The following is a 21,052-nucleotide window of genomic DNA, read 5'->3' on the forward strand; positions in this document are numbered from 1 at the left end:
TGGACCTGGCCGAGGCGCCGCGCGCCGATGCGGCCGAGGCCGTCGCGGCCCTGCGCGCCGCCGGCCGGCGCGTGCGCCTGCTGTCGGGCGACCAGCCGGCCGCCGTCGCCCGCATGGCGGCCCGCCTGGACATCGCGCACTGGCGCGGCGGCGCGACGCCCGCGGCCAAGCTCGCCGCGCTGCGCGAGTGGCAGGCCGACGGCGAGCATGTGCTGATGGTGGGCGACGGCATCAACGACGCGCCGGTGCTGGCCGCCGCCAACGTGCGCATCGCGATGGGGCAGGGCGCCATGCTGGCGCGCAGCGCGGCGGATGCGCTGCTGGTGTCCGACCGGCTGATGGCCCTGCCTCAGGCGCTCGCGTTGGCGCAGAAGACCCGCCGCGTGCTGCGCCAGAACCTGGCCTGGGCGGCGCTCTACAACCTGGCCTGCGTGCCGCTGGCGCTCACGGGCTGGCTGCCACCGCTGGCCGCGGGCGTGGGCATGGCAAGCAGCTCGCTGTTCGTCGTCCTCAACGCGCAACGATTGAACCGCTGATGGACATCCTCTACCTGCTCATCCCCTTCTCGGTCGTGCTGGTGCTGCTCATCGTGGCGGTGTTCGGCTGGGCCGTGAACTCGGGGCAGCTCGATGGTTTCGAACACGAGGCCGAACGCATCCTGCTTGACGAGGATCAAGGCGCCCCCGCCGGTCCCCGCAAAGAATCGTTTTCTTCAGAGTGAAGGAGCCGCGATGGCGAACGAAAGAGCCCAGGCAGCGCCTGGTGCGGTGTACGAGGACGGGCCGGTACGCGCATTCGCGCTGGCCGCCGTGCTGTGGGGCGTGGTGGGCATGGCGGTCGGCGTCTTCATCGCCGCGCAGCTCGCCTGGCCCGAGATCGGCGCCGGCATCCCCTGGCTGAGCTATGGCCGCCTGCGGCCGCTGCACACCAACGCCGTCATCTTCGCCTTCGGCGGCTGCACGCTGATGGCCACCAGCTACCACGTCGTGCAGCGCACCGGCCAGACGCGGCTGTTCGCGCCCGGCCTGGCCTGGTTCCACTTCTGGTGCTGGCAGCTCGTCATCGTCGCGGCGGCCATCTCGCTGCCGCTGGGCTTTACGCGCGGCAAGGAATACGCCGAGCTGGAGTGGCCCATCGGCGTGCTGATCACCATCGCCTGGGTGGCCTATGCCATCGTCTTCTTCGGCACGGTGGGGCGGCGCAAGATCCGCCACATCTACGTGGCCAACTGGTTCTTCGGCGGCTTCATCCTCGCGGTGGCCCTGCTGCACATCGTCAACGGCGCGGTGATGCCGGTCAGCTTCTGGAAGAGTTATTCCGCCTATGCCGGCGTGCAGGACGCCATGGTGCAGTGGTGGTACGGGCATAACGCGGTGGGCTTCTTCCTGACCGCGGGCTTCCTCGGGATGATGTACTACTACATCCCCAAGCAGGCCGAGCGCCCGGTCTACAGCTACCGCCTGTCCATCGTCCACTTCTGGGCGCTGATCTTCACCTATATGTGGGCGGGCCCGCATCACCTGCACTACACGGCGCTGCCGGACTGGGCGCAGAGCGTGGGCATGATCTTCAGCCTGGTGCTGCTGGCGCCGAGCTGGGGCGGCATGATCAACGGCATCATGACCCTGTCGGGCGCCTGGCACAAACTGCGCGACGACCCGATCCTGAAGTTCCTCATCGTGTCGCTGTCCTTCTACGGCATGTCGACCTTCGAGGGCCCGATGATGTCGATCAAGACGGTCAACGCGCTGTCGCACTACACCGACTGGACCATCGGCCACGTGCACAGCGGCGCGCTGGGCTGGGTGGGCCTGATTTCGATGGGCTCGCTCTACCACCTGATCCCGCGCATGTTCGGCCGCACGCAGATGTACTCCAGGCGCGCCATCGAGTTGCACTTCTGGATCGCGACGCTGGGCATCGTGCTCTACATCGCCGCGATGTGGATCGCCGGCGTCATGCAGGGCCTGATGTGGCGCGCGGTCAACCCCGACGGCACGCTGGTCTACACCTTCGTCGAAAGCGTCAAGGCGACCTGGCCGTTCTATGTGGCGCGCCTGCTCGGCGGCCTGCTCTACCTCGCCGGCATGCTGGTCATGGCCTGGAACGTCGTGCGTACCGTGCAGGCGGGCAGGGCCCAGCCGGTGCGCATCCCCCAAGTCATGGCCCACGCCTGAAGGAGACGCGGATGACTGCAAATACCGAACGCGCCGGACGGGTGACGGGCCACCAGCGCATCGAGACCAGCAACCTGCTGATGATCGTGCTGGTCCTGCTGACGGTCTTCGTCGGCGGCTTCGTCGAGATCGTGCCGCTGTTCTTCCAGCGCTCGACGACGCAGGCCGCCCCCGGCCTCAAGCCCTACACGCCGCTGCAGCTGGCCGGCCGCGACATCTATCTGCGCGAGGGTTGCTACAACTGCCACTCGCAGATGATCCGCCCGCTGCTGGCCGAGACGCTGCGCTACGGCGCCTATTCCACGGCGGGCGAGTTCGTCTACGACCACCCCTTCCAGTGGGGCAGCAAGCGCACCGGTCCCGACCTGCACCGCGTCGGCGGCAGGTATAGCGACGAGTGGCACCGCATCCACCTGAACAACCCGCGCGACCTCGTGCCCGAGTCCAATATGCCGGCCTATTCCTGGCTGGCGGGCGCGAGCGTCGATGCCGCCGCGCTGCCGGCCAAGCTGAGCGCGCTGCGCCGCCTCGGCGTGCCCTATACCGATGCCGACATCGAGGGCTCGCCCAAGGCCGTCGCCGGCAAGAGCGAGCTGGACGCGCTGATCGCCTATCTGCAGGTGCTGGGCACCACCCCCGTCAAGGAGACCGCCCATGGGCATCAATGAACTCCGCGCGGCCGTGACCGTGGTGTCGCTGGCCGTCTTCGTCGGCATCGTCGTCTGGGCCTGGCGTGGCCGCTTCGACGATGCCGCCACCCTGCCGCTGCAAGGGGATGATCAATGAGCGATTTCATCAGCCCCGGCTGGTCGTTCTTCGTCGCCGCCGCCACCGTGTTTGGCCTGCTGGCCTGCATCCTGCTGCTGCTGATCGCCAGCCGGCGCCAGCCCTCGGCCGCCGACAACACGACCGGCCACGTCTGGGACGAAGACCTGCGCGAGCTGAACAACCCGCTGCCGCTGTGGTGGATGGGCCTGTTCGTGCTGACCGTGGCCTTCGCCGGCATCTACCTGGCCCTCTACCCGGGCCTGGGCAGCGCCGCCGGCAAGCTCGGCTGGACCAGCCTGGGCGAGCATGCCGCCGACGTGGCCCAGACCCGTGCCGCCATGGCGCCCGTCTACGCCGCGTTCACGGGCATGACGCCCGAGCAGCTCGCCAAGGACCCCAAGGCCCACGCCATCGGCGAGCGGCTGTTTGCCAACAACTGCGCGCAATGCCATGGCGCCGATGCCAAGGGCTCCAAGGGCTTTCCCAACCTGACCGACAACGACTGGCTCTGGGGCGGCAGCTACGACACCATCGTCGAGACCATCACCAAGGGCCGCGAGGGCAATATGCCTGTGATGGCGCCGGCCGTGGGCAGCGCCGAGGACGTGCGCAACGTCGCCCACTATGTGATGTCGCTGTCGGGCAGCCCGCACAACGCGCTCTATGCCCAGCTCGGCAAGCCGAAGTTCGTCGTCTGCGCGGCCTGCCACGGCCCGGCCGGCAAGGGCAACCAGGCGCTGGGCGCGCCCAACCTGACCGACAAGATCTGGTTGCACGGCTGGGGCGAGGAGGCCATCATGGCCATGGTCAACAACGGCAAGCACAATGTGATGCCGGCCCATGGCGAGCGGCTCACGCCCGAGCAGATCCGCGTGCTGGCCGCCTATGTCTGGGGCCTGTCGCAGCCGCAGGTTGCCGCCGCGCCCTGAAGCCGCCGATGCCCGCTCCCCCCGCCAAGCCCCAGGGCGACGCCACCGCCGTCATTCGCCTCTACCGCTCGGAGGACAAGATCCATCCGCGCGCGGTGGACGGCCTCTTCGCCCGCTGGCGCTGGGCCTTCGTCGCGCTGACGCAGGCTGTCTTCTACGGCCTGCCCTGGCTGAGCTGGGGCGACCGGCCCGCCGTGCTGTTCGACCTCGGCTCGCGGCGCTTCTACGTCTTCGGCCTGGTGCTGTATCCGCAGGACTTCGTCTACCTGGCGGTGCTGCTGATGATCTCGGCCTTCGCGCTCTTCCTGTTCACGGCCGTGGCGGGGCGGGTCTGGTGCGGCTATGCCTGCCCGCAGACCGTCTACACCGAGATCTACATGGTCGTGGAGCGCTGGTTCGAAGGCGACCGCAATGCGCGGCTGCGGCTCGAGAAGGCGCCCTGGTCGTGGAACAAGCTCTGGCGCAAGTCCGGCAAGCAGCTCGCCTGGATCGCCATCGGCCTGTGGACGGGCTTCAGCTTCGTCGGCTACTTCACGCCCATCCGTGAGCTGGGCGCCGAGGTACTGGCCCTGGGCCTCGGCCCCTGGGAAACCTTCTGGGTGCTGTTCTACGGCTTCGCGACCTACGGCAACGCCGGCTATATGCGCGAGCAGGTCTGCAAGTACATGTGCCCCTATGCGCGCTTCCAGAGCGCGATGTTCGACCGCGACACCCTCATCATCAGCTACGACGCCGAGCGCGGCGAGCCGCGCGGCAGGAGTGCGCTGCGCGGCAAGAAGGGCGAGGCGCGCAGCGAGGCCGTCGGCGACTGCATCGACTGCGGCCTGTGCGTGCAGGTCTGCCCGACCGGCATCGACATCCGCGACGGCCTGCAGTACGAGTGCATCGGCTGCGCGGCCTGCATCGATGTCTGCGACGGCGTCATGGACAAGATGGCCACGCCGCGCGGCCTGATCCGCTACGACACCGAGAACGGCCTGGAGCAGCACCTCACGCGCGCGCAGCGCTGGCGCCGCGTGCTGCGGCCGCGCGTGCTGGTCTACGGCGCGGTGCTGCTGCTGATCTGCTCGGCCCTGCTCTACAGCCTGCTGTCGCGCCACAGCTTCCGCGTCGACGTCGTGCGCGACCGCGCGGCGCTGGCGCGGCTGGTGGAGGACGGCTGGATCGAGAATGTCTACCGCCTGCAGATCATGAATGCGGCCGAGTCGCCGCAGCGCTACCGCGTCGAGGCCGACGGCCTGCCCGGCCTGAAGCTCGGCCAGGCGACGGCCGTCGAGGTCGGGCCCGCCGAGGCGCGCTGGGTGGCGGTGTCGCTGCGCATGCCGCCCGAGGCGGCGCAGGCCCTCAAGCCCGGCGCCCACCCGATGCGCTGGCAGGTGCGCCGCGAGACCCCGAACGGCGGCGAGACCGTCTCCGAGAAATCCACCTTCGTCGTGCCGCGCTGACGCGGCAGGAGCCTCCGATGGACACCACCACCCTGACACCTCCCTCCGTGCCGGCCTGGCGCGAGCCCATGGTCTGGCTCGTCGTGTCCGGCCCGGCCATCGTCGTCGTCGCCAGCTTCGTGTCGCTGGCGCTGGCGATCCGCCATCCCGACCCGCCGCTGGACCTGCACGCCAGCACGGCCCAGGCCGCCGACGAGGTCGAGCCGGCCGACCTGCGCGCCCGCGAGGGCGATGTCGTGCCGGCCATGGTCGCCCGCAACCACGCCGCCACCGGCACCGCGGGCCTGAAGCGATGAACGGCCAGCCCGGCCTCTCGCGCGTCAAGCGCTTCGCGCTGGCCGTGGCCTGGTCGTCCTTCCTCTGTGCCGGCGTGCTCGAGGTGCTGGTGTTCGCGGTCATCGACCCGGGCGACCTGCGCTGGTTCGGCGCGGCGCCGGTGCAGTTGTCGGCCCAGGCGGTCTACACCGTCAGCTTCCTGATCTTCTGGGGCGTCATCGCGCTGGGCGCCAGCCTGGCGCTGCTGCTGGTCAGCCAGCCGGCCGAGGGCGTCAGGCCCGCGCGCCGCTCGCCGGGCTGGCCTCGCTGAGCCCGCGGCCGGCGACGACGCGCGCGCTGCGGTCGTAAGTCCAGTAGGCCCAGGCCCAGTCCATCAGCACGACGAAGCGGTTGCGGAAGCCGATCAGGAACCAGATGTGGGCGAACAGCCAGAACAGCCAGGCCGCATAGCCCGAGAAGCGCAGTGCGCCGAGCGGCGTGCCCAGGTCGACGACGGCGCTGTGGCGGCCGATGGTGGCGAGATTGCCGTAGTCGCGGTAGCGGAAGGCCTGCGTGGCCTCGCCGCGCAGCCGGCGCCCGATATTGGCCGCCGCGCAACGACCCATCTGCTTGGCGCCGGGCGACACGCCGGGCACGGGCTTCGGTTCGCGGCCGGGCGCGTGGCTCTGCGCGGCGGCGAGGTCGCCGATGACCTGGATGTCCGGATGGCCCTTCAGGCTCAGGTCGGGCTCGACGACGACGCGGCCGGCGCGGTCCAGCACGCAGCCCGTGGCCGCGGCCAGCGCACGGCCCAGCGGCGACGCGGCCACGCCGGCGGCCCAGACGATGCAGCGGCTGGCCAGGCGCTCGGGGCCTGAGGGCGTCGCGATGTCCAGCCCCTCGGCATCGATGCCGGTCACGCGGGCGTTCAGCCTCACCTCGACGCCCAGCGCGGCGAGCTGCTCGCGGGCGCTCTCGCTCAGGCCTTCGGGCATGGCCTGCAGCACGCGCGCGCCGCCCTCGACGAGCAGCACGCGGGCCTGGCGCGGGTCGATGCGGCGGAACTCGCCGGGCAGCGTGTGGCGGGCGATCTCGGCCAATGTGCCGGCCAGCTCGACGCCGGTCGGCCCGGCGCCGATGACGGCGAACTGCATCAGCGCCGCACGCCTGGCGGGATCGTCTTCGCGCTCGGCGGCCTCGAAGGCCAGCAGCACGCGGCGGCGGATCTCGAAGGCGTCGTCCAGCGTCTTCAGCCCCGGCGCATGCGCGGCCCAGTCGTCGCGGCCGAAGTAGCTGTGCGTGGCGCCGGCGGCGACGATGAGCTGGTCCCAGCGCAGCTGCGCGCCATCCTTGAGCGTGGCGGTCCGCGCGGCGGCGTCGATGCCGACGACTTCGCCGAGCAGCGTTGTCACGCGGTGCCGGCCACGGAACAGATGGCGGATGGGCGCCGCAATGGACGGTGCCGACAGCCCCGCCGTGGCCACCTGGTAGAGCAGAGGCTGGAACAGGTGGTGGTTGGTCTTGTCGATGACGGTGACGTCGACATCGGCGGCACGGAGTGCTCGTGCCGCCTCCAGGCCGCCGAAGCCGCAGCCGATGATCAGGACTTGGGGACGCATGGCCCGATGCTACGTCCGATATTGCTGCGGTGCAGCAACATGCGCCGACAAGGGCCTTTTTGAGCGCCTTGTCAGCAGGCCGCGTTGGAGACCAGGCGCTGCAGGGCCGGCTGGTCCAGCACCGTGATCTGGCGCTGCTTCACGTCCAGCACGCCGTCTTCCTGGAACTTGGAGAACGCGCGGCTCACCGTTTCCAGCTTGAGGCCGAGGTAGCTGCCGATCTCCTCGCGCGTCATGCGCAGTACGAGGCTGGACGCCGAGAAGCCGCGCGCCTGCAGGCGCTGGGTCAGGTTCAGCAGGAAGGCCGCGAGCCGCTCCTCGGCGCGCATATTGCCCAGCAGCAGCATCACGCCATGGTCGCGCACGATCTCGCGGCTCATAATCTTGTGGAACTGGTGCTGCAGCACGCTGAATTCGCGCGACAGCCCTTCCAGCTGCGTGTAGGGAATCACGCAGACCGAGGAGTCCTCCAGCGCGACGGCGTCGCAGTGGTGGTGGTCGCTGCTGATGCCGTCCAGGCCCAGCAGCTCGCCGGCCATCTGGAAGCCCGTGACCTGGTCGCGGCCGTCCTCGCTGCCGACGCAGGTCTTGAAGAAGCCGGTGCGCACTGCATACAGCGCCTCGAACCGCTCGCCGTTGCGGAACAGGTGCTCGCCGCGCGGCACGGCGCGCCGCTTGGCGACGAGGCCGTCGAGCTGATCCAGCTCGCTGGCGTTCAGCCCGACGGGCAGGCAGAGCTCGCGCAGATTGCAGCTCGCGCAGGCGACCTTGAGCGGCTCGATGGCGGCGGAGTTGGGCGTCGGCATGTCGTGCATTATCGACATGCGGGATGTAGGCGCGAGGGTCTTCATCAGCATGGCGTTCTGGAGTTGTGTCAACTTCAGGCATTCTTGGCTGGCGCGTGCGCTGTGCAATTGATGTGGATCAAGACCGGCTCGCGGTGCCCTGGGGCAAAGTGTCCACATGGCTGCCGTGACCGACCGACCCTTGGACCCCGACCTGCTTGACGCCAACATGAGGCGCCACGACGTGGCCGGCCCGCGCTACACCTCCTACCCGACCGCCGACCGTTTCGTCGAGGCCCACCAGGCGCCCCAGCATCTGCAGGCGCTGGCCCAGCGCGGCGCCGCCCAGCCGCTGTCGGTCTACGTCCACATCCCCTTCTGCGAGCAGCTCTGCTACTACTGCGCCTGCAACAAGGTCATCACCCGCCACCACGAGCGCGCCCTGCCCTATCTGGCCGCACTGGAGATCGAGATGGACCTCGTGGCCGCGGCGCTGGGCGGGCATGCGCCGGTGTCGCAGCTGCATCTGGGCGGCGGCTCGCCCACCTTCCTGTCCGACGAAGAACTCGCTTCGATGATGGCGGCGCTGCGCCGGCGCTTCCGCCTGCTGCCCGGGGCCGAGCTGTCGATCGAGGTCGACCCGCGCACGGTCGACGCGGCGCGGCTGGCGCATCTGAAGACGCTGGGCTTCAACCGGCTGTCCTTCGGCGTGCAGGACTTCGACCCCGCCGTGCAGAAGGCCGTGCATCGCGTGCAGCCGGTCGAGTCCGTGGCCGCGCTGATGCGCTCGGCGCGCGAACTGGGTTTCGCGTCCATCAGCGTCGACCTGATCTACGGCCTGCCGCTGCAGACGCCCGCCAGCTTCGCCCGCACCATCGGCCAGGTGGCCGAGCTGCGGCCCGACCGCATCGCGATGTATGCCTACGCCCATTTGCCGCAGCGCTTCAAGCCGCAGCGCCGCATCGTGGCCGAGCTGCTGCCGCCGGCCGGCGACAAGCTGGCCATGCTGTCCGGTGCGATCAGCGCGCTGCTCGGCGAGGGCTATGCCTACATCGGCATGGACCATTTCGCGCTGCCCGACGACCCGCTGGCCGTCGCCAAGCGCCAGGGCCTGCTGCACCGCAACTTCCAGGGCTATTCCACACAGCCGGACTGCGATCTCGTCGGCCTGGGCGTGTCGGCCATCAGCCGCGTGGGCGCCACCTTTGCGCAGAACGCCAAAGCGCTGGACGAATACCAGGACCTGCTGCTGCAGCGCCAGCTGCCCGTGCAGCGCGGCCTCGCGCTGACCCGCGACGACCTGCTGCGCCGCGCGGTCATCATGGCGCTGATGTGCCAGGGCCGGCTGGAGTTCGAGTCCATCGCGTCGTCCTACCTCGTCGACGTGCCGAGCTATTTCGCCGCGGAGTTCGAGCGTCTGGAACAATTGGCCGCGCAGGGCCTGGTGGTGCTGGAACCCGACGCCATCCAGGTCACGCCGCTGGGCTGGTATTTCGTGCGTGCGGTCGCCATGGTCTTCGACCGTTATCTGCAGGCCGATGCCAGCCGCGAGCGTTTCTCGAAAATCATCTGAACAAGCCCTGAACGCACTCCGATGGCACTGGATGCCGCGCTGATCGCGTCGGCCACGCTGATGGGCCTGGCCGGCACGCCGCATTGCGCGGCCATGTGCAGCGCCCCTTGCACGCTGGCGGCCGGGCCGCGGCCCGCGCGCCTGTTGGCCGGGCGCCTGCTCGGCTACACGGCCGGCGGCGCCATCGTGGCTGCGTCCGCCGAGGCGCTGGCGCGGGCTTCGCAGGGCATCGCGCTGCTGCAGCCGGCCTGGGCGCTGCTGCAGGCGGCCCTGCTGCTGCTGGGGCTGACGCTGCTGGTGCGCGGGCGCATGCCGGTCTGGCTGGGCGCCGTGAACTGGCGCCCGCAGCCGCGCCACGCCTTCTTCACCGGCATGGCCTGGGTGGCGATGCCCTGCGGCCTGCTGCACGCGGCCCTGCTGCTGGCCGGCCTGTCCGGCTCCGTGGCCGGCGGTGCGCTGGCGATGGCCGGCTTCGCGTTGGCCAGCACGCCCGGCCTCGTCGTGGCGCCGCTGTGGCGGGCCCGGCTGCTCAGGCGCGGCGCGGGCGGCGAGATGCTGGCGCTGCGCCTCGCGGGCCTGGCCCTGGCGCTCGGCGCGGGCTGGGCGCTGGGCCACGGGGTCTGGCAGCGCGTGCTGCTGGCCTGCTGACCCAGCCATAAACTCGCCGGGTTTCGTTTTCCCTCGTCTCTTTGCGGAGCGCACAAGCCATGTACCAACACATCCAGGTGCCCGAAGGTGGCCAGAAGATCACCGTCAACGCCGACTTCTCGCTGAACGTCCCCGACCAGCCCATCATTCCCTACATCGAAGGCGACGGCACCGGCTTCGACATCACGCCCGTCATGCTCAAGGTCGTCGACGCGGCCGTGGCCAAGGCCTACGGCGGCGCGCGCAAGATCCACTGGATGGAGATCTATGCCGGCGAGAAAAGCACGCGGGTCTACGGCCCCGACGTGTGGCTGCCCGAAGAGACGCTGCAGGTGCTGAAGGACTATGTCGTCTCCATCAAGGGGCCACTCACCACGCCGGTCGGCGGCGGCATCCGCTCGCTGAACGTCGCGCTGCGCCAGGAACTGGACCTCTACGTCTGCCTGCGCCCCGTGCAGTATTTCGACGGCGTGCCCAGCCCCGTGAAGGAGCCGCAGAAGGTCGACATGGTTATCTTCCGCGAGAACTCGGAAGACATCTACGCCGGCATCGAGTACGAGGCCGAGAGCGACAAGGCCAGGAAGCTCATCAAGTTCCTGCAGGACGAAATGGGCGTCAGGAAGATCCGCTTCCCCGAGACCTCGGGCATCGGCATCAAGCCCGTGTCGCGCGAAGGCACAGAGCGCCTGGTGCGCAAGGCCATCCAGTACGCCGTCGACAACAACAAGCCCAGCGTGACCATCGTGCACAAGGGCAACATCATGAAGTTCACCGAAGGCGGCTTCCGCGATTGGGCCTATGCGCTGGCGCAGAAGGAATTCGGCGCCCAGCCCATCGACGGCGGCCCGTGGTGCAAGTTCAGGAACCCGAAGACGGGCAAGGACATCACCATCAAGGACAGCATCGCCGACGCCTTCCTGCAGCAGATCATCCTGCGCCCGGCCGAGTACAGCGTCATCGCGACGCTGAACCTGAACGGCGACTACATCTCCGACGCGCTGGCCGCGCAGGTGGGCGGCATCGGCATCGCGCCGGGCGCCAATCTGAGCGACTCCATCGCGATGTTCGAGGCCACCCACGGCACGGCGCCCAAGTACGCCGGCAAGGACTATGTGAACCCGGGCTCCGAGATCCTGTCCGCCGAGATGATGCTGCGCCACATGGGCTGGACGGAGGCGGCCGACCTCATCATCAGCGCGATGGAGAAGGCCATCCTGAGCAAGAAGGTGACCTACGACTTCGCCCGGCTGATGGACGGCGCGACGCAGGTGTCGTGCTCCGGTTTCGGGCAGGTCATGATCGACCAGATGTGATCGGGTCTTCGCCATGAAAAACGGGGCGCCGGCGGCGCCCCGTTTCGCTTGAAACGGCCGATCAGGCCAGCGACTTCAGCGCCGCATTGAACGTGGCGCTCGGGCGCATGACCTTGTCCAGCTTGGCCACGTCCGGCAGGAAGTAGCCGCCGATGTCCGTCGGCTGGCCCTGCACGGCCTTCAGCTCCTCGGCGATCTTGGTCTCGTTGGCGGCCAGGGCTTCGGCGACGGGCTTGAAGCGGGCGGCCAGGTCGGCGTCTTCGGTCTGGGCGGCCAGGGCCTGGGCCCAGTACAGCGTCAGATAGAAGTGGCTGCCGCGGTTGTCCAGTTCACCGGTCTTGGGGCTCGGGCCCTTGCCGTTGTCCAGCAGCTTGCCGGTGGCCGCGTCCAGCGTCTGGGCCAGCACCTTGGCCTTGGCGTTGCCGTTCTTGATGCCCAGATCCTCCAGGCTGACGGCCAGCGCGAGGAACTCGCCGAGCGAGTCCCAGCGCAGGTGGTTCTCTTCCACCAGCTGCTGCACATGCTTGGGCGCCGAGCCGCCGGCGCCGGTCTCGTACATGCCGCCGCCGGCCATCAGCGGCACGATGGACAGCATCTTGGCCGACGTGCCTAGCTCCATGATGGGGAAGAGGTCGGTCAGGTAGTCGCGCAGGATGTTGCCGGTGGCGCTGATGGTGTCCAGGCCGCGGATCACGCGCTCCAGCGTGTAGCGCATCGCGCGCACCTGGCTCATGATCTGGATGTCCAGGCCCGTGGTGTCGTGCTCGTGCAGGTACATCTTGACCTTGGTGATCAGCTGCGCCTCGTGCGGGCGGTAGCTGTCGAGCCAGAACACCACCGGCATGCCCGAGTTGCGGGCGCGGTTGACGGCCAGCTTGACCCAGTCGCGGATCGCGGCGTCCTTGCACTGGCACATGCGCCAGATGTCGCCCTGCTCGACGTCCTGGCTCATCAGCACCTCGCCGGTGTCCAGGTCGGTGATGTTGGCGACGCCGTCCTCGGGGATCTCGAAGGTCTTGTCGTGCGAGCCGTATTCCTCGGCCTGCTGGGCCATCAGGCCGACGTTGGGCACGGTGCCCATCGTGCGCGGGTCGAAGGCGCCGTGCCACTTGCAGAAGTTGATCATCTCCTGGTAGATGCGGGCGAAGGTCGACTCGGGCATCACGGCCTTCACGTCCTTCAGGCGGCCGTCGGCGCCGTACATCTTGCCGCCGCTGCGGATCATCGCGGGCATGGAGGCGTCCACGATGATGTCGTTGGGCGAGTGGAAGTTGGTGATGCCCTTGGCCGAGTCCACCATGGCCAGCTCGGGGCGGTGCTCGTGGCAGGCGTGCAGGTCGCGCTTGATCTCTTCCTGCTTGCTGGCCGGCAGCGTGGCGATCTTGGTGTAGAGGTCGACCATGCCGTTGTTGACGTTGACGCCCAGTTCCTCGAACAGCTTGCCGTGCTTCTCGAAGGCCTCGCGGTAGAAGATGCGCACGCAGTGGCCGAACACGATGGGGTGGGACACCTTCATCATCGTGGCCTTCACGTGCAGCGAGAACATCACGCCGGTCTTGCGTGCATCCTCGATCTCGCGCTCGTAGAAGGCCAGCAGCGCCTTCTTGCTCATGAACATGGAGTCGATGACCTCGCGGTCCAGCAGCGCGACCTTGGGCTTCAGCACGATGGTCTTGCCACTCTTGGTGATCAGCTCCATCTTGACGTTGCGGGCGCGATCCAGCGTCATCGACTTCTCACCGTGATAGAAGTCGCCGGCATGCATATGCGACACGTGCGAGCGCGAGGCCTGGCTCCACTCGTCCATGCGGTGCGGGTTCTTGCGGGCGTATTCCTTGACGGCCTTGGGCGCGCGGCGGTCGGAGTTGCCTTCGCGCAGCACCGGGTTCACGGCCGAGCCGATGCATTTGTTGTAGCGGGCGCGGATGTCCTTCTGCTCGTCCGTCTCGGGCTTCTCGGGGAAGTCGGGGATCTTGTAGCCCTTGTCCTGCAGTTCCTTGATGGCGGCCTTCAGCTGCGCCACCGAGGCGCTGATGTTGGGTAGCTTGATGATGTTGGCATTCGCCTTCAGCGTCAGCTTGCCGAGCGCGGCCAGGTTGTCGGCCACGCGCTGCTCTTCGGACAGCAGCTCCGGGAACTGGCCCAGGATGCGGCCCGCCACCGAGATGTCGCTGGTGACGACATCGATGCCCGCCTGCGCCGCAAAGGCCTGGACGACCGGCAGCAGCGAGGCGGTGGCCAGGCGGGGTGCTTCATCGGTCAAGGTGTAAACGATCTGGGTCTTTTCGGCGGTCATGAGGTCTTCCGGTAAGGGGGCAATCCTGAGGCTGATGCGGGTGGGCGCCAGCGCGCAGGGCATGAACTCTAGCAAGCCACTCGGCGAGTTTGCTGACGCGGCAGGCTGAAAGCACAAAGCCCCGCGGCCGGGCGGCCGACGGGGCTTCGCGATGCAGGAGCGCCTCAGGAGGCCAGCGGCTGCGCCTCCAGGCTGCGGGCGGCCTCCAGCGGCGTGATGTTCTGCGCCAACTGGCCCTTGGGGCCCTGCACCAGATCGAACTGCACCTGGCTGCCCTGTTTCAGCGTCCGGAAGCCTTCCATCTGGATCGCCGAGAAATGGGCGAAGACATCGTCGCCGCCGGCCTCCGGCTCGATGAATCCAAAGCCCTTGGCATCGTTGAACCACTTGACTTTGCCCAGCGCCATCATCTTGTCTCCGTTCTTTCTGGCACCTCCCATGGAGGCGGACACGGATTCTGGTAGCGCGATACCGGCCGTCAATTCGGGACCTTCCCGGCCGGGTTGACCCTAGCGGGCGTCCGGGCGCTTGCAATTTGGCCGGCTGTCGCCATGTGCCCGCGGTCTGCGGGGGAAGACCCCCGTCGATAGAATCGATCCATGCCTGTGCTGTCCGTTTTTCCACCGCGAAACCAGTCGGTTCCGCCCCCGCCCGCGCCCCCGTTGAAGCCGGGCCGGGACGAAGGCGAGGGCGCGGTCGTCGTCGAGCGCCAGACCCAGAAAACCGAGCCGCCGCGGCTCTACCAGGTTCTGCTGCTGAACGACGATTTCACGCCGATGGAGTTCGTGGTCATGGTTCTGCAGGAATTTTTCCGGCATGACCTCGATACGGCGACGCAGATCATGCTCAAAATCCACCACGAGGGGCGCGGGGTCTGCGGTGTCTTCACCAAGGACGTCGCCGCGACCAAGGTGGAGCTGGTCCTGGCCGCCTCCCGGCGTGCTGGCCACCCCCTGCAGTGCATTATGGAGGCCGCATGATTGCGCAAGAGCTTGAAGTCAGTTTGCACATGGCGTTCGTCGAGGCACGCCAGCAGCGGCACGAATTCATCACCGTCGAGCACCTGCTGCTCGCGCTGCTCGACAACCCCAGCGCCGCCGAGGTGCTGCGCGCCTGCGCAGCCAACCTGGATGACCTGCGCAAGAGCCTGACGCAGTTCATCAAGGAAAACACGCCCATGGTGGGCGGCAGCGACGAGGTGGACACCCAGCCCACGCTGGGCTTCCAGCGCGTCATCCAGCGCGCCATCATGCATGTGCAGAGCACCGGCAGCGGCAAGAAGGAAGTCACCGGCGCCAATGTGCTCGTCGCGATCTTCGGCGAGAAGGATTCGCACGCCGTCTACTACCTGCACCAGCAGGGCGTCACGCGGCTGGACGTCGTCAACTTCATCGCCCATGGCATCAAGAAGACCGACCCCGAGCCGCCCAAGGCGCCGGAAGGCCAAAGCCAAGGCCAGGACGGCGAGCGCGAGGAAGGCGAGGGCGGCAGCGCCAAGGCGTCGCCGCTGGAACAGTTCACGCAGAACCTGAACCAGCAGGCCAGGGACGGCAAGATCGACCCGCTGATCGGCCGCGAGTCCGAGGTCGAGCGCGTCGTGCAGGTGCTGTGCCGCCGCCGCAAGAACAACCCGCTGCTGGTCGGCGAGGCCGGCGTCGGCAAGACGGCGATTGCCGAGGGCCTGGCCTGGAGGATCACCGAAGGCGAAGTGCCCGAGGTCCTTGCCGACTCCGTCGTCTACTCGCTGGACATGGGCGCGCTGCTGGCCGGTACCAAGTACCGGGGCGACTTCGAGCAGCGCCTGAAGGCGGTGCTGAAGGCGCTGAAGGACCAGCCCCACGCCATCCTCTTCATCGACGAGATCCACACGCTGATCGGCGCCGGCGCGGCCTCGGGCGGCACGCTGGACGCGAGCAACCTGCTCAAGCCGGCTTTGTCCAGCGGCGCGATGAAGTGCATCGGCGCGACCACCTTCACCGAGTACCGCGGCATCTTCGAGAAGGACGCGGCGCTGAGCCGGCGCTTCCAGAAGGTCGACGTGGCCGAGCCGTCCGTCGAGCAGACCATCGAGATCCTGAAGGGCCTGAAGAGCCGCTTCGAGGAGCACCACTCGGTCAAGTACGCGCTCGGCGCGCTGCAGGCAGCGGCCGAGCTGTCGGCCAAGTACATCAACGACCGCCATCTGCCCGACAAGGCCATCGACGTCATCGACGAGGCCGGTGCGGCCCAGCGCATCCTGCCCAAGAGCAAGCAGAAGAAGACCATCACCCGCGCCGAGGTCGAGGACATCGTCGCCAAGATCGCGCGCATCCCGCCCGCTTCGGTCAACAGCGACGACCGCAGCAAGCTCAAGACGCTGGATCGCGACCTGAAGAGCGTCGTCTTCGGCCAGGACCCGGCCGTGGATGCGCTGGCCGCCGCCATCAAGATGGCCCGCTCGGGCCTGGGGCGGCCCGACAAGCCGGTCGGCAGCTTCCTGTTCAGCGGCCCCACGGGCGTCGGCAAGACCGAAGTGGCCAAGCAGCTCGCCTATATCCTGGGCATCGAGCTGATCCGCTTCGACATGTCCGAGTACATGGAGCGCCACGCGGTGAGCCGCCTGATCGGCGCGCCTCCGGGCTATGTCGGCTTCGACCAGGGCGGCCTGCTGACCGAGGCCGTCACGAAGAAGCCGCATGCGGTGCTGCTGCTCGACGAGATCGAGAAGGCCCACCCCGATGTCTTCAACGTGCTGCTGCAGGTCATGGACCATGGCACGCTGACCGACAACAACGGGCGCAAGGCCGACTTCCGCAACGTCATCATCATCATGACGACGAACGCGGGCGCCGAGATCATGAACAAGGCGACCATCGGCTTCACGACCCAGCGCCAGCAGGGCGACGAGATGGCCGACATCAAGCGCCTGTTCACGCCCGAGTTCCGCAACCGCCTGGACGCCATCGTGTCCTTCCGCGCGCTGGACGAGGAAATCATCCTGCGCGTGGTGGACAAGTTCCTGCTGCAGCTGGAAAGCCAGCTCGCCGAGAAGAAGGTCGAGGTCAGCTTCTCCGACGCGCTGCGCAAGCATCTGGCCAAGAAGGGCTTCGACCCGCTGATGGGTGCGCGGCCGATGCAGCGCCTGATCCAGGACACCATCCGCCGCGCGCTGGCCGACGAACTGCTGTTCGGCCGGCTGGTGGACGGCGGCCGGCTCACGGTGGACGTGGACGACAAGGGCGAGACCGTGCTCGACATCCAGCCCAACGTCAAGCCGACCAAGGACGGCAAGCCCAAGGCGGAACCCGCCACGGCCTGATGGGCCACGACAGCAAGGGACGCTTCTGCGTCCCTTGTTGGGGGTGTAAGCCCGAACCAGATTTTTTCCGTGAAGCAATCACACCTCGGTCTACCCTCGATCCGCAAAGGCCTCCCGCAGTTGGCGCGCACGCTTGACCTCGTCTCCGTGCAGGTAAATGGCGTTCGTGGAGAGCGACGCATGGCGCAGGTTGTCGCGCACGCTGGTGAGTTCGGCTCCCCTGGCCAGAGAATGGCTGGCATGGGTGTGCCGCATCCAATGCGGACTTGCTCGTAGCAATTTGTCCACGGTGGCAGGGCTATCGGGTCCGATCACCTCGGTTGCCTTCGCGAAGAACCGCTTGACGACATTCCACAGCCGCGTCGCCGTGATGCTGGACTCGCCCTGTTCCAAGGTCCCCAGCAGTGGCGTGCGTGGGCTCCAGTGCATGGGCGTGGTGGGTACCGCCGCTGCACAAGATGCCGATTCAGCGCGTTCCAGGCCAGGGGCGGCAGAGACACCTTGTCCGCCTTGCTGCCCTTGCCGACCACATGGAGCCAGTGGTCACCCTGCTCGTGGCTTTCAATCTGCCTGCCCATCGCGTTTGCGACCGATCACCAGGCGTCGACCCAGCGCCGAAAACAAGTCCTCAGACACAACTACCCACGCACCGCAGATGGGCACGTAGGGTCTCATCCACCAGCCTGATGAGGCCGCCGCGGCGGGCCGTTCGTCATTCAGGGTCGCCACGGAGGGCAAGCTGCAGGGCCTCGGTCAGTTCCATGGCCCGGCCGCGGGCGATGGCGGCGCTGCGGGCGTCCGGCGCGAGCTGGGTGGCGGCAAGGCGGCGCACGCGGGCCAGCGCACGCGCCTCCCGCACGCCCAGTGCGCCGAGATGGCGCAACCAGTGCTGTTCGGAGAAGACCGCCAGCTGCAGCGCACGCTCGGGCTCACGCAACCGTGCGAGCGGCCGGGGAAAGAGCTGCAGCGTCAACGCCCGCGCGTGCAGGTGCTGGCGCGCGTGGGCGATGCGCAGCGCTTGCCGGGCGGCAGCGAGGGCGGCCGGCCAGTCGCGCCGCGCCTCGTGGGCCATCGCCAGCGTGTAGGCCGTGTCGAGCTGACCGACACCATCGCCATCCATCTCGGCCACGCGCTGGCAGGCGGTGATCCACTCCACTGCGGTGGCCACGTCACCGAGCTCGATGCGGCATTGCGCGCGGTTGCGCAGCCGCGCCGCGGCCTGGCGCGAGTGGCCCACGGCCTCCCACAGCGCCTGCGCACGGGCGTACAGCAGCTCGGCCTGCGCCGGCTCCCCACGCGACACCGCGATGGCCGCATGCTGCTGCCAGGCGCGCGCCTCGGTCGCCATGTCGCCAGCTTGGCGGGCCAGGGCGACGGCCTCGTCGAGCGGGCCGGCCTGGCCGTGCTCGCGGTTGTCGCCCGCCAACAGCACCCAGGCGCGGCGCACCAGGGCCGCTGCACGCGCCGCGGCATCGCCACCCGCCAGCTCCAGCGCCTGCTCAGCCGAGGCCAGCGCGAGGGCGCGGTCACCATGCGTGAAGGCCAGCTGGGCGCGCAGTTCGTGGCCGGCGGAGCATGGCGCCTGCTGCAGCAGCGTGCCGAGCTGGCCGACCAGCGCGCGATCCACGCCGTCGCTCTCCCAGCAGGGACGCAGCGCGAGGGCCAGCTGCAGGCCGGTGCCGGCGTCGCCATCGTCGGCAGCGCTGGCGATCAGCGCGCGGGCCTGCTCTCGGCGAACGGCCCAGGCGGTGATGGGCGCCTTCAGCCCGAGCGAGGCGGCCCATTCGCACACTGCGGCGCGCAGCCGATGGCGCGTGGCCCGGCGGGCCGCCATGTCCACGCGTGCCAGCACGCCGCGGCGCAGCAGTTCCAGCAGGCCGTAGCGCGGCTCGGCCTCGCCGCCGGCCTGCACGAGGGAATGGCAGACGAGCTCGTCCAGCAGCGCCGGCGTGCCGCCCAGCGCCTCCACGTCGGCCAGCGCGAAGGTGCAGGGCAGGGCGGCCAAGGCCTGCAGCAGCGCGAGCGGCTCCGGTGCCAGCAGGGCCAGGCTCCAGTCGAGCAGGCCGGCGACCGACGCATGGCGCTGCGCACGCGTGGTGCTGGTCAGCCAGGCGGGCAGGCTGTCTGGCTCGGTGTGCACGCCATGCCACTGCGCCAGCATCTGCGCCGGCGAGAAGCTGCGCACGCGGGCCGCGGCCAACTCCAGGGCCAGCGGCAGGCCATCCAGCTCGCGGATCAGGTCGTGCAGCGCGGCCCGGTTGTCGCGGCTGGCATGGAAGTCTGCGCGCACCGCACGGGCGCGGTCGATGAACAGGGCCAGCGCGGTGTCCTGCGCCGCATTTGGCGCACTTGCCAACGGTGCCACGTCGACGAGGGTTTCGCCATCCAGCTCCAGCGCATGCCGGGACGTAACCAGCAGGCACAACGATGGTGCCACCGCGAGCAGGCGCTGCACGGCCTGCGCGACGACGCCCAGGGCCTGCTCGGCGTTGTCCAGCACCAGCAGGCGCAGGCCACCCGGTTCTTGCAGCGCGGCCTCGACGGCAGGCCAGCCGCCGCCGCGCGTGATGGTCAGCGCGCGCTCCAGCGCGGCGACGAGGCTGGCCTCGTCGCGCACATCGGCCAGGGCCGCCATGCCGCAGCTCCAGTGGGCCTCGAAGAAGCCTAGCCAAGCGAGCTCTACGGCCAGCCGCGTCTTCCCGACACCGCCCGGGCCGATGAGGGTGAGCAGGCGCAGATGCGGCAGCCGCGCCGCTAGGGCTTCGAGCCGGCCGGGCGGCGCGAAATAGCGGGTGAGGTAACGCGGCAGGCTGGTGGCGAACGAGGGCAGAGCGGTCGGCGGCGCGCTGCGCAGCTGCGGCGCGGGCAGGGCGTCTGCGAGCGCGGCGAGGCGGTAGCGCTCCTGCACGACCCAGTCGTCGAAATGGCCCGGCAGCAGTTCGCCGCCGTAGATGAGCGCAGCCTGGGGCGGGTCGGCCAGCGCAGCCTCGAAGTCAAGTGCGTCGACCGCTAGCGCGCCAGGCAGCAGCGAAATCTGGCTGCGGTCGGCCCGCAGCAACGGGGCTTGCGGCGTTTCGAGCAGCGCGCGCAGCGTCGACAGCGTCTGGCGCAGCCGGTTGCGCCCGGCTTCCAGCCCCACGCCTGGCCACAGCAGCTCGATCAGCTCCTCGCGCGGATGCTGGCGGCCGGGTTGCAGTGCCAGCCTGGCCAGCAGCAGCGTCGCCGCCCGGCTGGGCAGCCTGGTGTGCTCCAGCTGGCCTGCGCGCTCGATGTGGAAGCCGCCGAGCAGGCGCAGGCGCAGCATGTTGCGGCCATCCCTAGCCGAAGATCCACCGGACACCCGCCAGCACAGCATCGCGGTGCATGGCGTCGAGACGTACAACGCCACGCGCGAGAGCGACGAGATGCGGTTGTCCATCCTGGCCGTCGACACCCACGGCTACACCAACCCCGCCATGGCCGTGGCCAAAGGCCTCGGCTTCGACCTCCGCCCGCGACTCAGGAATCTGTCCGAGCGGAAGCCGTTCGTGCTGCGGGGCTCTGATGCGTTGGAATCGCTGGAACTGGCCGCCACGTAGTCGATCTCCCTGAAAGCGATCAACGACGGCCGGGACGACTACCTTCGCATGCGGGCACCGGACAAGACCGGCTCGCACGCGCTGCTGTCCAACATCCTGCTCGCCTGGAACACGGCGCAGATCCAAGCGGTTGCCGACAGGCGGAAAAAGCAGATGCACGCCATCGGGGAGTCGTGGCTGAGGCATATCGGGCCGGCTCATTTCGGGCACGTGAACTTCCGCGGCATGCTGACCTTCGGGGTCGAGAAGTACCTCGATGCGCTGCTGCGCGACCAAGAAACAGTCCGTCGCCGGGCCCAAGGTTGAAATCATGGCCGCTTGCAGCCGTCCGCTGGCAGGGTGCAAAAAGCGACGCTTTGGAAAAATTG

Annotated in this window: 21 protein-coding genes and 1 pseudogene; 16 read left to right on the forward strand and 6 right to left on the reverse strand. The window is 68.8% G+C overall.

Annotated features, from left to right (window positions below):
• The 9 genes from NYP07_RS21645 to NYP07_RS21685 all read left to right on the forward strand — a co-directional run.
• The coding region (locus NYP07_RS21645; RefSeq protein WP_268153870.1) for an HAD-IC family P-type ATPase at positions 1-536 on the forward strand (536 nt) is incomplete at its 5' end.
• Complete coding sequence (gene ccoS / locus NYP07_RS21650) at positions 536-721, forward strand: cbb3-type cytochrome oxidase assembly protein CcoS (RefSeq protein WP_268153872.1); 186 nt, start codon at positions 536-538, stop codon at positions 719-721. The genes NYP07_RS21645 and ccoS, both read left to right, overlap by 1 nt.
• 10 nt (positions 722-731) lie before the next feature.
• Positions 732-2,177: a cytochrome-c oxidase, cbb3-type subunit I gene (ccoN, locus tag NYP07_RS21655; RefSeq protein WP_268153874.1), complete on the forward strand. Its 1,446-nt coding sequence runs from the start codon at positions 732-734 to the stop codon at positions 2,175-2,177.
• Between the two features lie 11 nt (positions 2,178-2,188).
• The gene (gene ccoO / locus NYP07_RS21660) at positions 2,189-2,845 is read left to right on the forward strand and encodes a cytochrome-c oxidase, cbb3-type subunit II (RefSeq protein WP_268153876.1); all 657 of its coding nucleotides are present in this window, start codon (positions 2,189-2,191) and stop codon (positions 2,843-2,845) included.
• Positions 2,832-2,963: a cbb3-type cytochrome oxidase subunit 3 gene (locus NYP07_RS21665; protein ID WP_268153878.1), complete on the forward strand. Its 132-nt coding sequence runs from the start codon at positions 2,832-2,834 to the stop codon at positions 2,961-2,963. The genes ccoO and NYP07_RS21665 overlap by 14 nt, the downstream gene beginning before the upstream one ends.
• Positions 2,960-3,874 carry a cytochrome-c oxidase, cbb3-type subunit III gene (gene ccoP, locus NYP07_RS21670; protein ID WP_268153880.1) on the forward strand — a complete coding sequence of 305 codons (915 nt, stop codon included), beginning with the start codon at positions 2,960-2,962 and terminating at the stop codon, positions 3,872-3,874. The genes NYP07_RS21665 and ccoP overlap by 4 nt, the downstream gene beginning before the upstream one ends.
• A gap of 8 nt (positions 3,875-3,882) precedes the next feature.
• Entirely contained in the window at positions 3,883-5,319 is a 1,437-nt protein-coding gene (ccoG, locus tag NYP07_RS21675) for a cytochrome c oxidase accessory protein CcoG (protein WP_268153882.1), read from the forward strand.
• A 17-nt stretch (positions 5,320-5,336) separates the two neighbouring features.
• On the forward strand, positions 5,337-5,615 hold the full coding sequence (locus tag NYP07_RS21680) for a hypothetical protein (protein WP_268153884.1): 279 nt from the start codon (positions 5,337-5,339) through the stop codon (positions 5,613-5,615).
• Positions 5,612-5,905, forward strand: coding sequence for a hypothetical protein (locus tag NYP07_RS21685; RefSeq protein WP_268153886.1), 294 nt, complete (start codon positions 5,612-5,614; stop codon positions 5,903-5,905). Before NYP07_RS21680 ends, NYP07_RS21685 begins: the two co-directional genes overlap by 4 nt.
• Here the strand turns inward: NYP07_RS21685 and NYP07_RS21690 are convergent.
• Together NYP07_RS21690 and fnr are read right to left on the reverse strand one after the other, a co-directional pair.
• A complete protein-coding gene (locus NYP07_RS21690) occupies positions 5,868-7,193 on the reverse strand; it encodes an NAD(P)/FAD-dependent oxidoreductase (RefSeq protein WP_268153888.1) in 1,326 nt (441 codons plus the stop codon). The two genes, NYP07_RS21685 and NYP07_RS21690, sit on opposite strands and share 38 nt — an antisense overlap.
• Before the next feature lie 71 nt (positions 7,194-7,264).
• Entirely contained in the window at positions 7,265-7,999 is a 735-nt protein-coding gene (fnr, locus tag NYP07_RS21695; RefSeq protein ID WP_378990027.1) for a fumarate/nitrate reduction transcriptional regulator Fnr, read from the reverse strand.
• Between the two features lie 157 nt (positions 8,000-8,156).
• On the opposite strand from fnr, the gene hemN reads away from it, so the two are divergent.
• The 3 genes from hemN to icd are packed head-to-tail and all read left to right on the forward strand — an operon-like array spanning position 8,157 to position 11,512.
• Positions 8,157-9,551: an oxygen-independent coproporphyrinogen III oxidase gene (gene hemN / locus NYP07_RS21700; RefSeq protein WP_268153890.1), complete on the forward strand. Its 1,395-nt coding sequence runs from the start codon at positions 8,157-8,159 to the stop codon at positions 9,549-9,551.
• A gap of 21 nt (positions 9,552-9,572) precedes the next feature.
• The gene (locus tag NYP07_RS21705; protein ID WP_268153892.1) at positions 9,573-10,199 is read left to right on the forward strand and encodes a sulfite exporter TauE/SafE family protein; all 627 of its coding nucleotides are present in this window, start codon (positions 9,573-9,575) and stop codon (positions 10,197-10,199) included.
• A gap of 59 nt (positions 10,200-10,258) precedes the next feature.
• Positions 10,259-11,512, forward strand: a complete 1,254-nt coding sequence (icd, locus tag NYP07_RS21710) for an NADP-dependent isocitrate dehydrogenase (protein ID WP_268153894.1) — start codon at positions 10,259-10,261, stop codon at positions 11,510-11,512.
• Positions 11,513-11,573: 61 nt separating this feature from the next.
• Here icd and NYP07_RS21715 read toward each other — a convergent pair whose 3' ends face one another.
• Together NYP07_RS21715 and NYP07_RS21720 are read right to left on the reverse strand one after the other, a co-directional pair.
• Positions 11,574-13,808: an NADP-dependent isocitrate dehydrogenase gene (locus NYP07_RS21715; protein ID WP_268153896.1), complete on the reverse strand. Its 2,235-nt coding sequence runs from the start codon at positions 13,806-13,808 to the stop codon at positions 11,574-11,576.
• Positions 13,809-13,972: 164 nt separating this feature from the next.
• Complete coding sequence (locus NYP07_RS21720) at positions 13,973-14,215, reverse strand: cold shock domain-containing protein (protein WP_268153976.1); 243 nt, start codon at positions 14,213-14,215, stop codon at positions 13,973-13,975.
• 192 nt (positions 14,216-14,407) lie between these two features.
• Between NYP07_RS21720 and clpS the strand changes: the two genes are divergently transcribed.
• Positions 14,408-14,788 (forward strand): ATP-dependent Clp protease adapter ClpS, encoded by a 381-nt coding sequence (gene clpS, locus NYP07_RS21725; RefSeq protein WP_268153897.1) that lies wholly within the window; start codon positions 14,408-14,410, stop codon positions 14,786-14,788.
• A complete protein-coding gene (gene clpA, locus NYP07_RS21730) occupies positions 14,785-17,106 on the forward strand; it encodes an ATP-dependent Clp protease ATP-binding subunit ClpA (protein ID WP_268153898.1) in 2,322 nt (773 codons plus the stop codon). Before clpS ends, clpA begins: the two co-directional genes overlap by 4 nt.
• A gap of 90 nt (positions 17,107-17,196) precedes the next feature.
• On the opposite strand, the pseudogene NYP07_RS21735 reads toward clpA, so the two are convergent.
• Together NYP07_RS21735 and NYP07_RS21740 are read right to left on the reverse strand one after the other, a co-directional pair.
• Positions 17,197-17,660, reverse strand: a pseudogene (locus tag NYP07_RS21735) (integrase); the annotation flags it as partial.
• Between the two features lie 158 nt (positions 17,661-17,818).
• A complete protein-coding gene (locus NYP07_RS21740) occupies positions 17,819-20,410 on the reverse strand; it encodes an ATP-binding protein (protein ID WP_268153900.1) in 2,592 nt (863 codons plus the stop codon).
• On the opposite strand from NYP07_RS21740, the gene NYP07_RS21745 reads away from it, so the two are divergent.
• Positions 20,409-20,684, forward strand: coding sequence for a Tn3 family transposase (locus NYP07_RS21745; RefSeq protein WP_268153902.1), 276 nt, complete (start codon positions 20,409-20,411; stop codon positions 20,682-20,684). The two genes, NYP07_RS21740 and NYP07_RS21745, sit on opposite strands and share 2 nt — an antisense overlap.
• Positions 20,685-20,732: 48 nt before the next feature.
• Complete coding sequence (locus tag NYP07_RS21750; RefSeq protein ID WP_268153903.1) at positions 20,733-20,990, forward strand: Tn3 family transposase; 258 nt, start codon at positions 20,733-20,735, stop codon at positions 20,988-20,990.
• The last annotated feature ends 62 nt before the right edge of the window (positions 20,991-21,052 follow it).

Source organism: Pelomonas aquatica, from assembly GCF_026712205.1.
In the GTDB taxonomy this organism is placed as follows: Bacteria; Pseudomonadota; Gammaproteobacteria; order Burkholderiales; family Burkholderiaceae_C; genus Pelomonas; species Pelomonas aquatica.

Coding starts and splice junctions, on each gene's coding strand:
- ccoS (WP_268153872.1), top strand. CDS start 536: ATGGACATCCTCTACCTGCTCATCCCCTTCTCGGTCGTGCTGGTGCTG.
- ccoN (WP_268153874.1), top strand. CDS start 732: ATGGCGAACGAAAGAGCCCAGGCAGCGCCTGGTGCGGTGTACGAGGAC.
- ccoO (WP_268153876.1), top strand. CDS start 2,189: ATGACTGCAAATACCGAACGCGCCGGACGGGTGACGGGCCACCAGCGC.
- NYP07_RS21665 (WP_268153878.1), top strand. CDS start 2,832: ATGGGCATCAATGAACTCCGCGCGGCCGTGACCGTGGTGTCGCTGGCC.
- ccoP (WP_268153880.1), top strand. CDS start 2,960: ATGAGCGATTTCATCAGCCCCGGCTGGTCGTTCTTCGTCGCCGCCGCC.
- ccoG (WP_268153882.1), top strand. CDS start 3,883: ATGCCCGCTCCCCCCGCCAAGCCCCAGGGCGACGCCACCGCCGTCATT.
- NYP07_RS21680 (WP_268153884.1), top strand. CDS start 5,337: ATGGACACCACCACCCTGACACCTCCCTCCGTGCCGGCCTGGCGCGAG.
- NYP07_RS21685 (WP_268153886.1), top strand. CDS start 5,612: ATGAACGGCCAGCCCGGCCTCTCGCGCGTCAAGCGCTTCGCGCTGGCC.
- NYP07_RS21690 (WP_268153888.1), bottom strand. CDS start 7,193: ATGCGTCCCCAAGTCCTGATCATCGGCTGCGGCTTCGGCGGCCTGGAG.
- fnr (WP_378990027.1), bottom strand. CDS start 7,999: ATGCCGACGCCCAACTCCGCCGCCATCGAGCCGCTCAAGGTCGCCTGC.
- hemN (WP_268153890.1), top strand. CDS start 8,157: ATGGCTGCCGTGACCGACCGACCCTTGGACCCCGACCTGCTTGACGCC.
- NYP07_RS21705 (WP_268153892.1), top strand. CDS start 9,573: ATGGCACTGGATGCCGCGCTGATCGCGTCGGCCACGCTGATGGGCCTG.
- icd (WP_268153894.1), top strand. CDS start 10,259: ATGTACCAACACATCCAGGTGCCCGAAGGTGGCCAGAAGATCACCGTC.
- NYP07_RS21715 (WP_268153896.1), bottom strand. CDS start 13,808: ATGACCGCCGAAAAGACCCAGATCGTTTACACCTTGACCGATGAAGCA.
- NYP07_RS21720 (WP_268153976.1), bottom strand. CDS start 14,215: ATGGCGCTGGGCAAAGTCAAGTGGTTCAACGATGCCAAGGGCTTTGGA.
- clpS (WP_268153897.1), top strand. CDS start 14,408: ATGCCTGTGCTGTCCGTTTTTCCACCGCGAAACCAGTCGGTTCCGCCC.
- clpA (WP_268153898.1), top strand. CDS start 14,785: ATGATTGCGCAAGAGCTTGAAGTCAGTTTGCACATGGCGTTCGTCGAG.
- NYP07_RS21745 (WP_268153902.1), top strand. CDS start 20,409: ATGTTGCGGCCATCCCTAGCCGAAGATCCACCGGACACCCGCCAGCAC.
- NYP07_RS21740 (WP_268153900.1), bottom strand. CDS start 20,410: ATGCTGCGCCTGCGCCTGCTCGGCGGCTTCCACATCGAGCGCGCAGGC.
- NYP07_RS21750 (WP_268153903.1), top strand. CDS start 20,733: ATGCGGGCACCGGACAAGACCGGCTCGCACGCGCTGCTGTCCAACATC.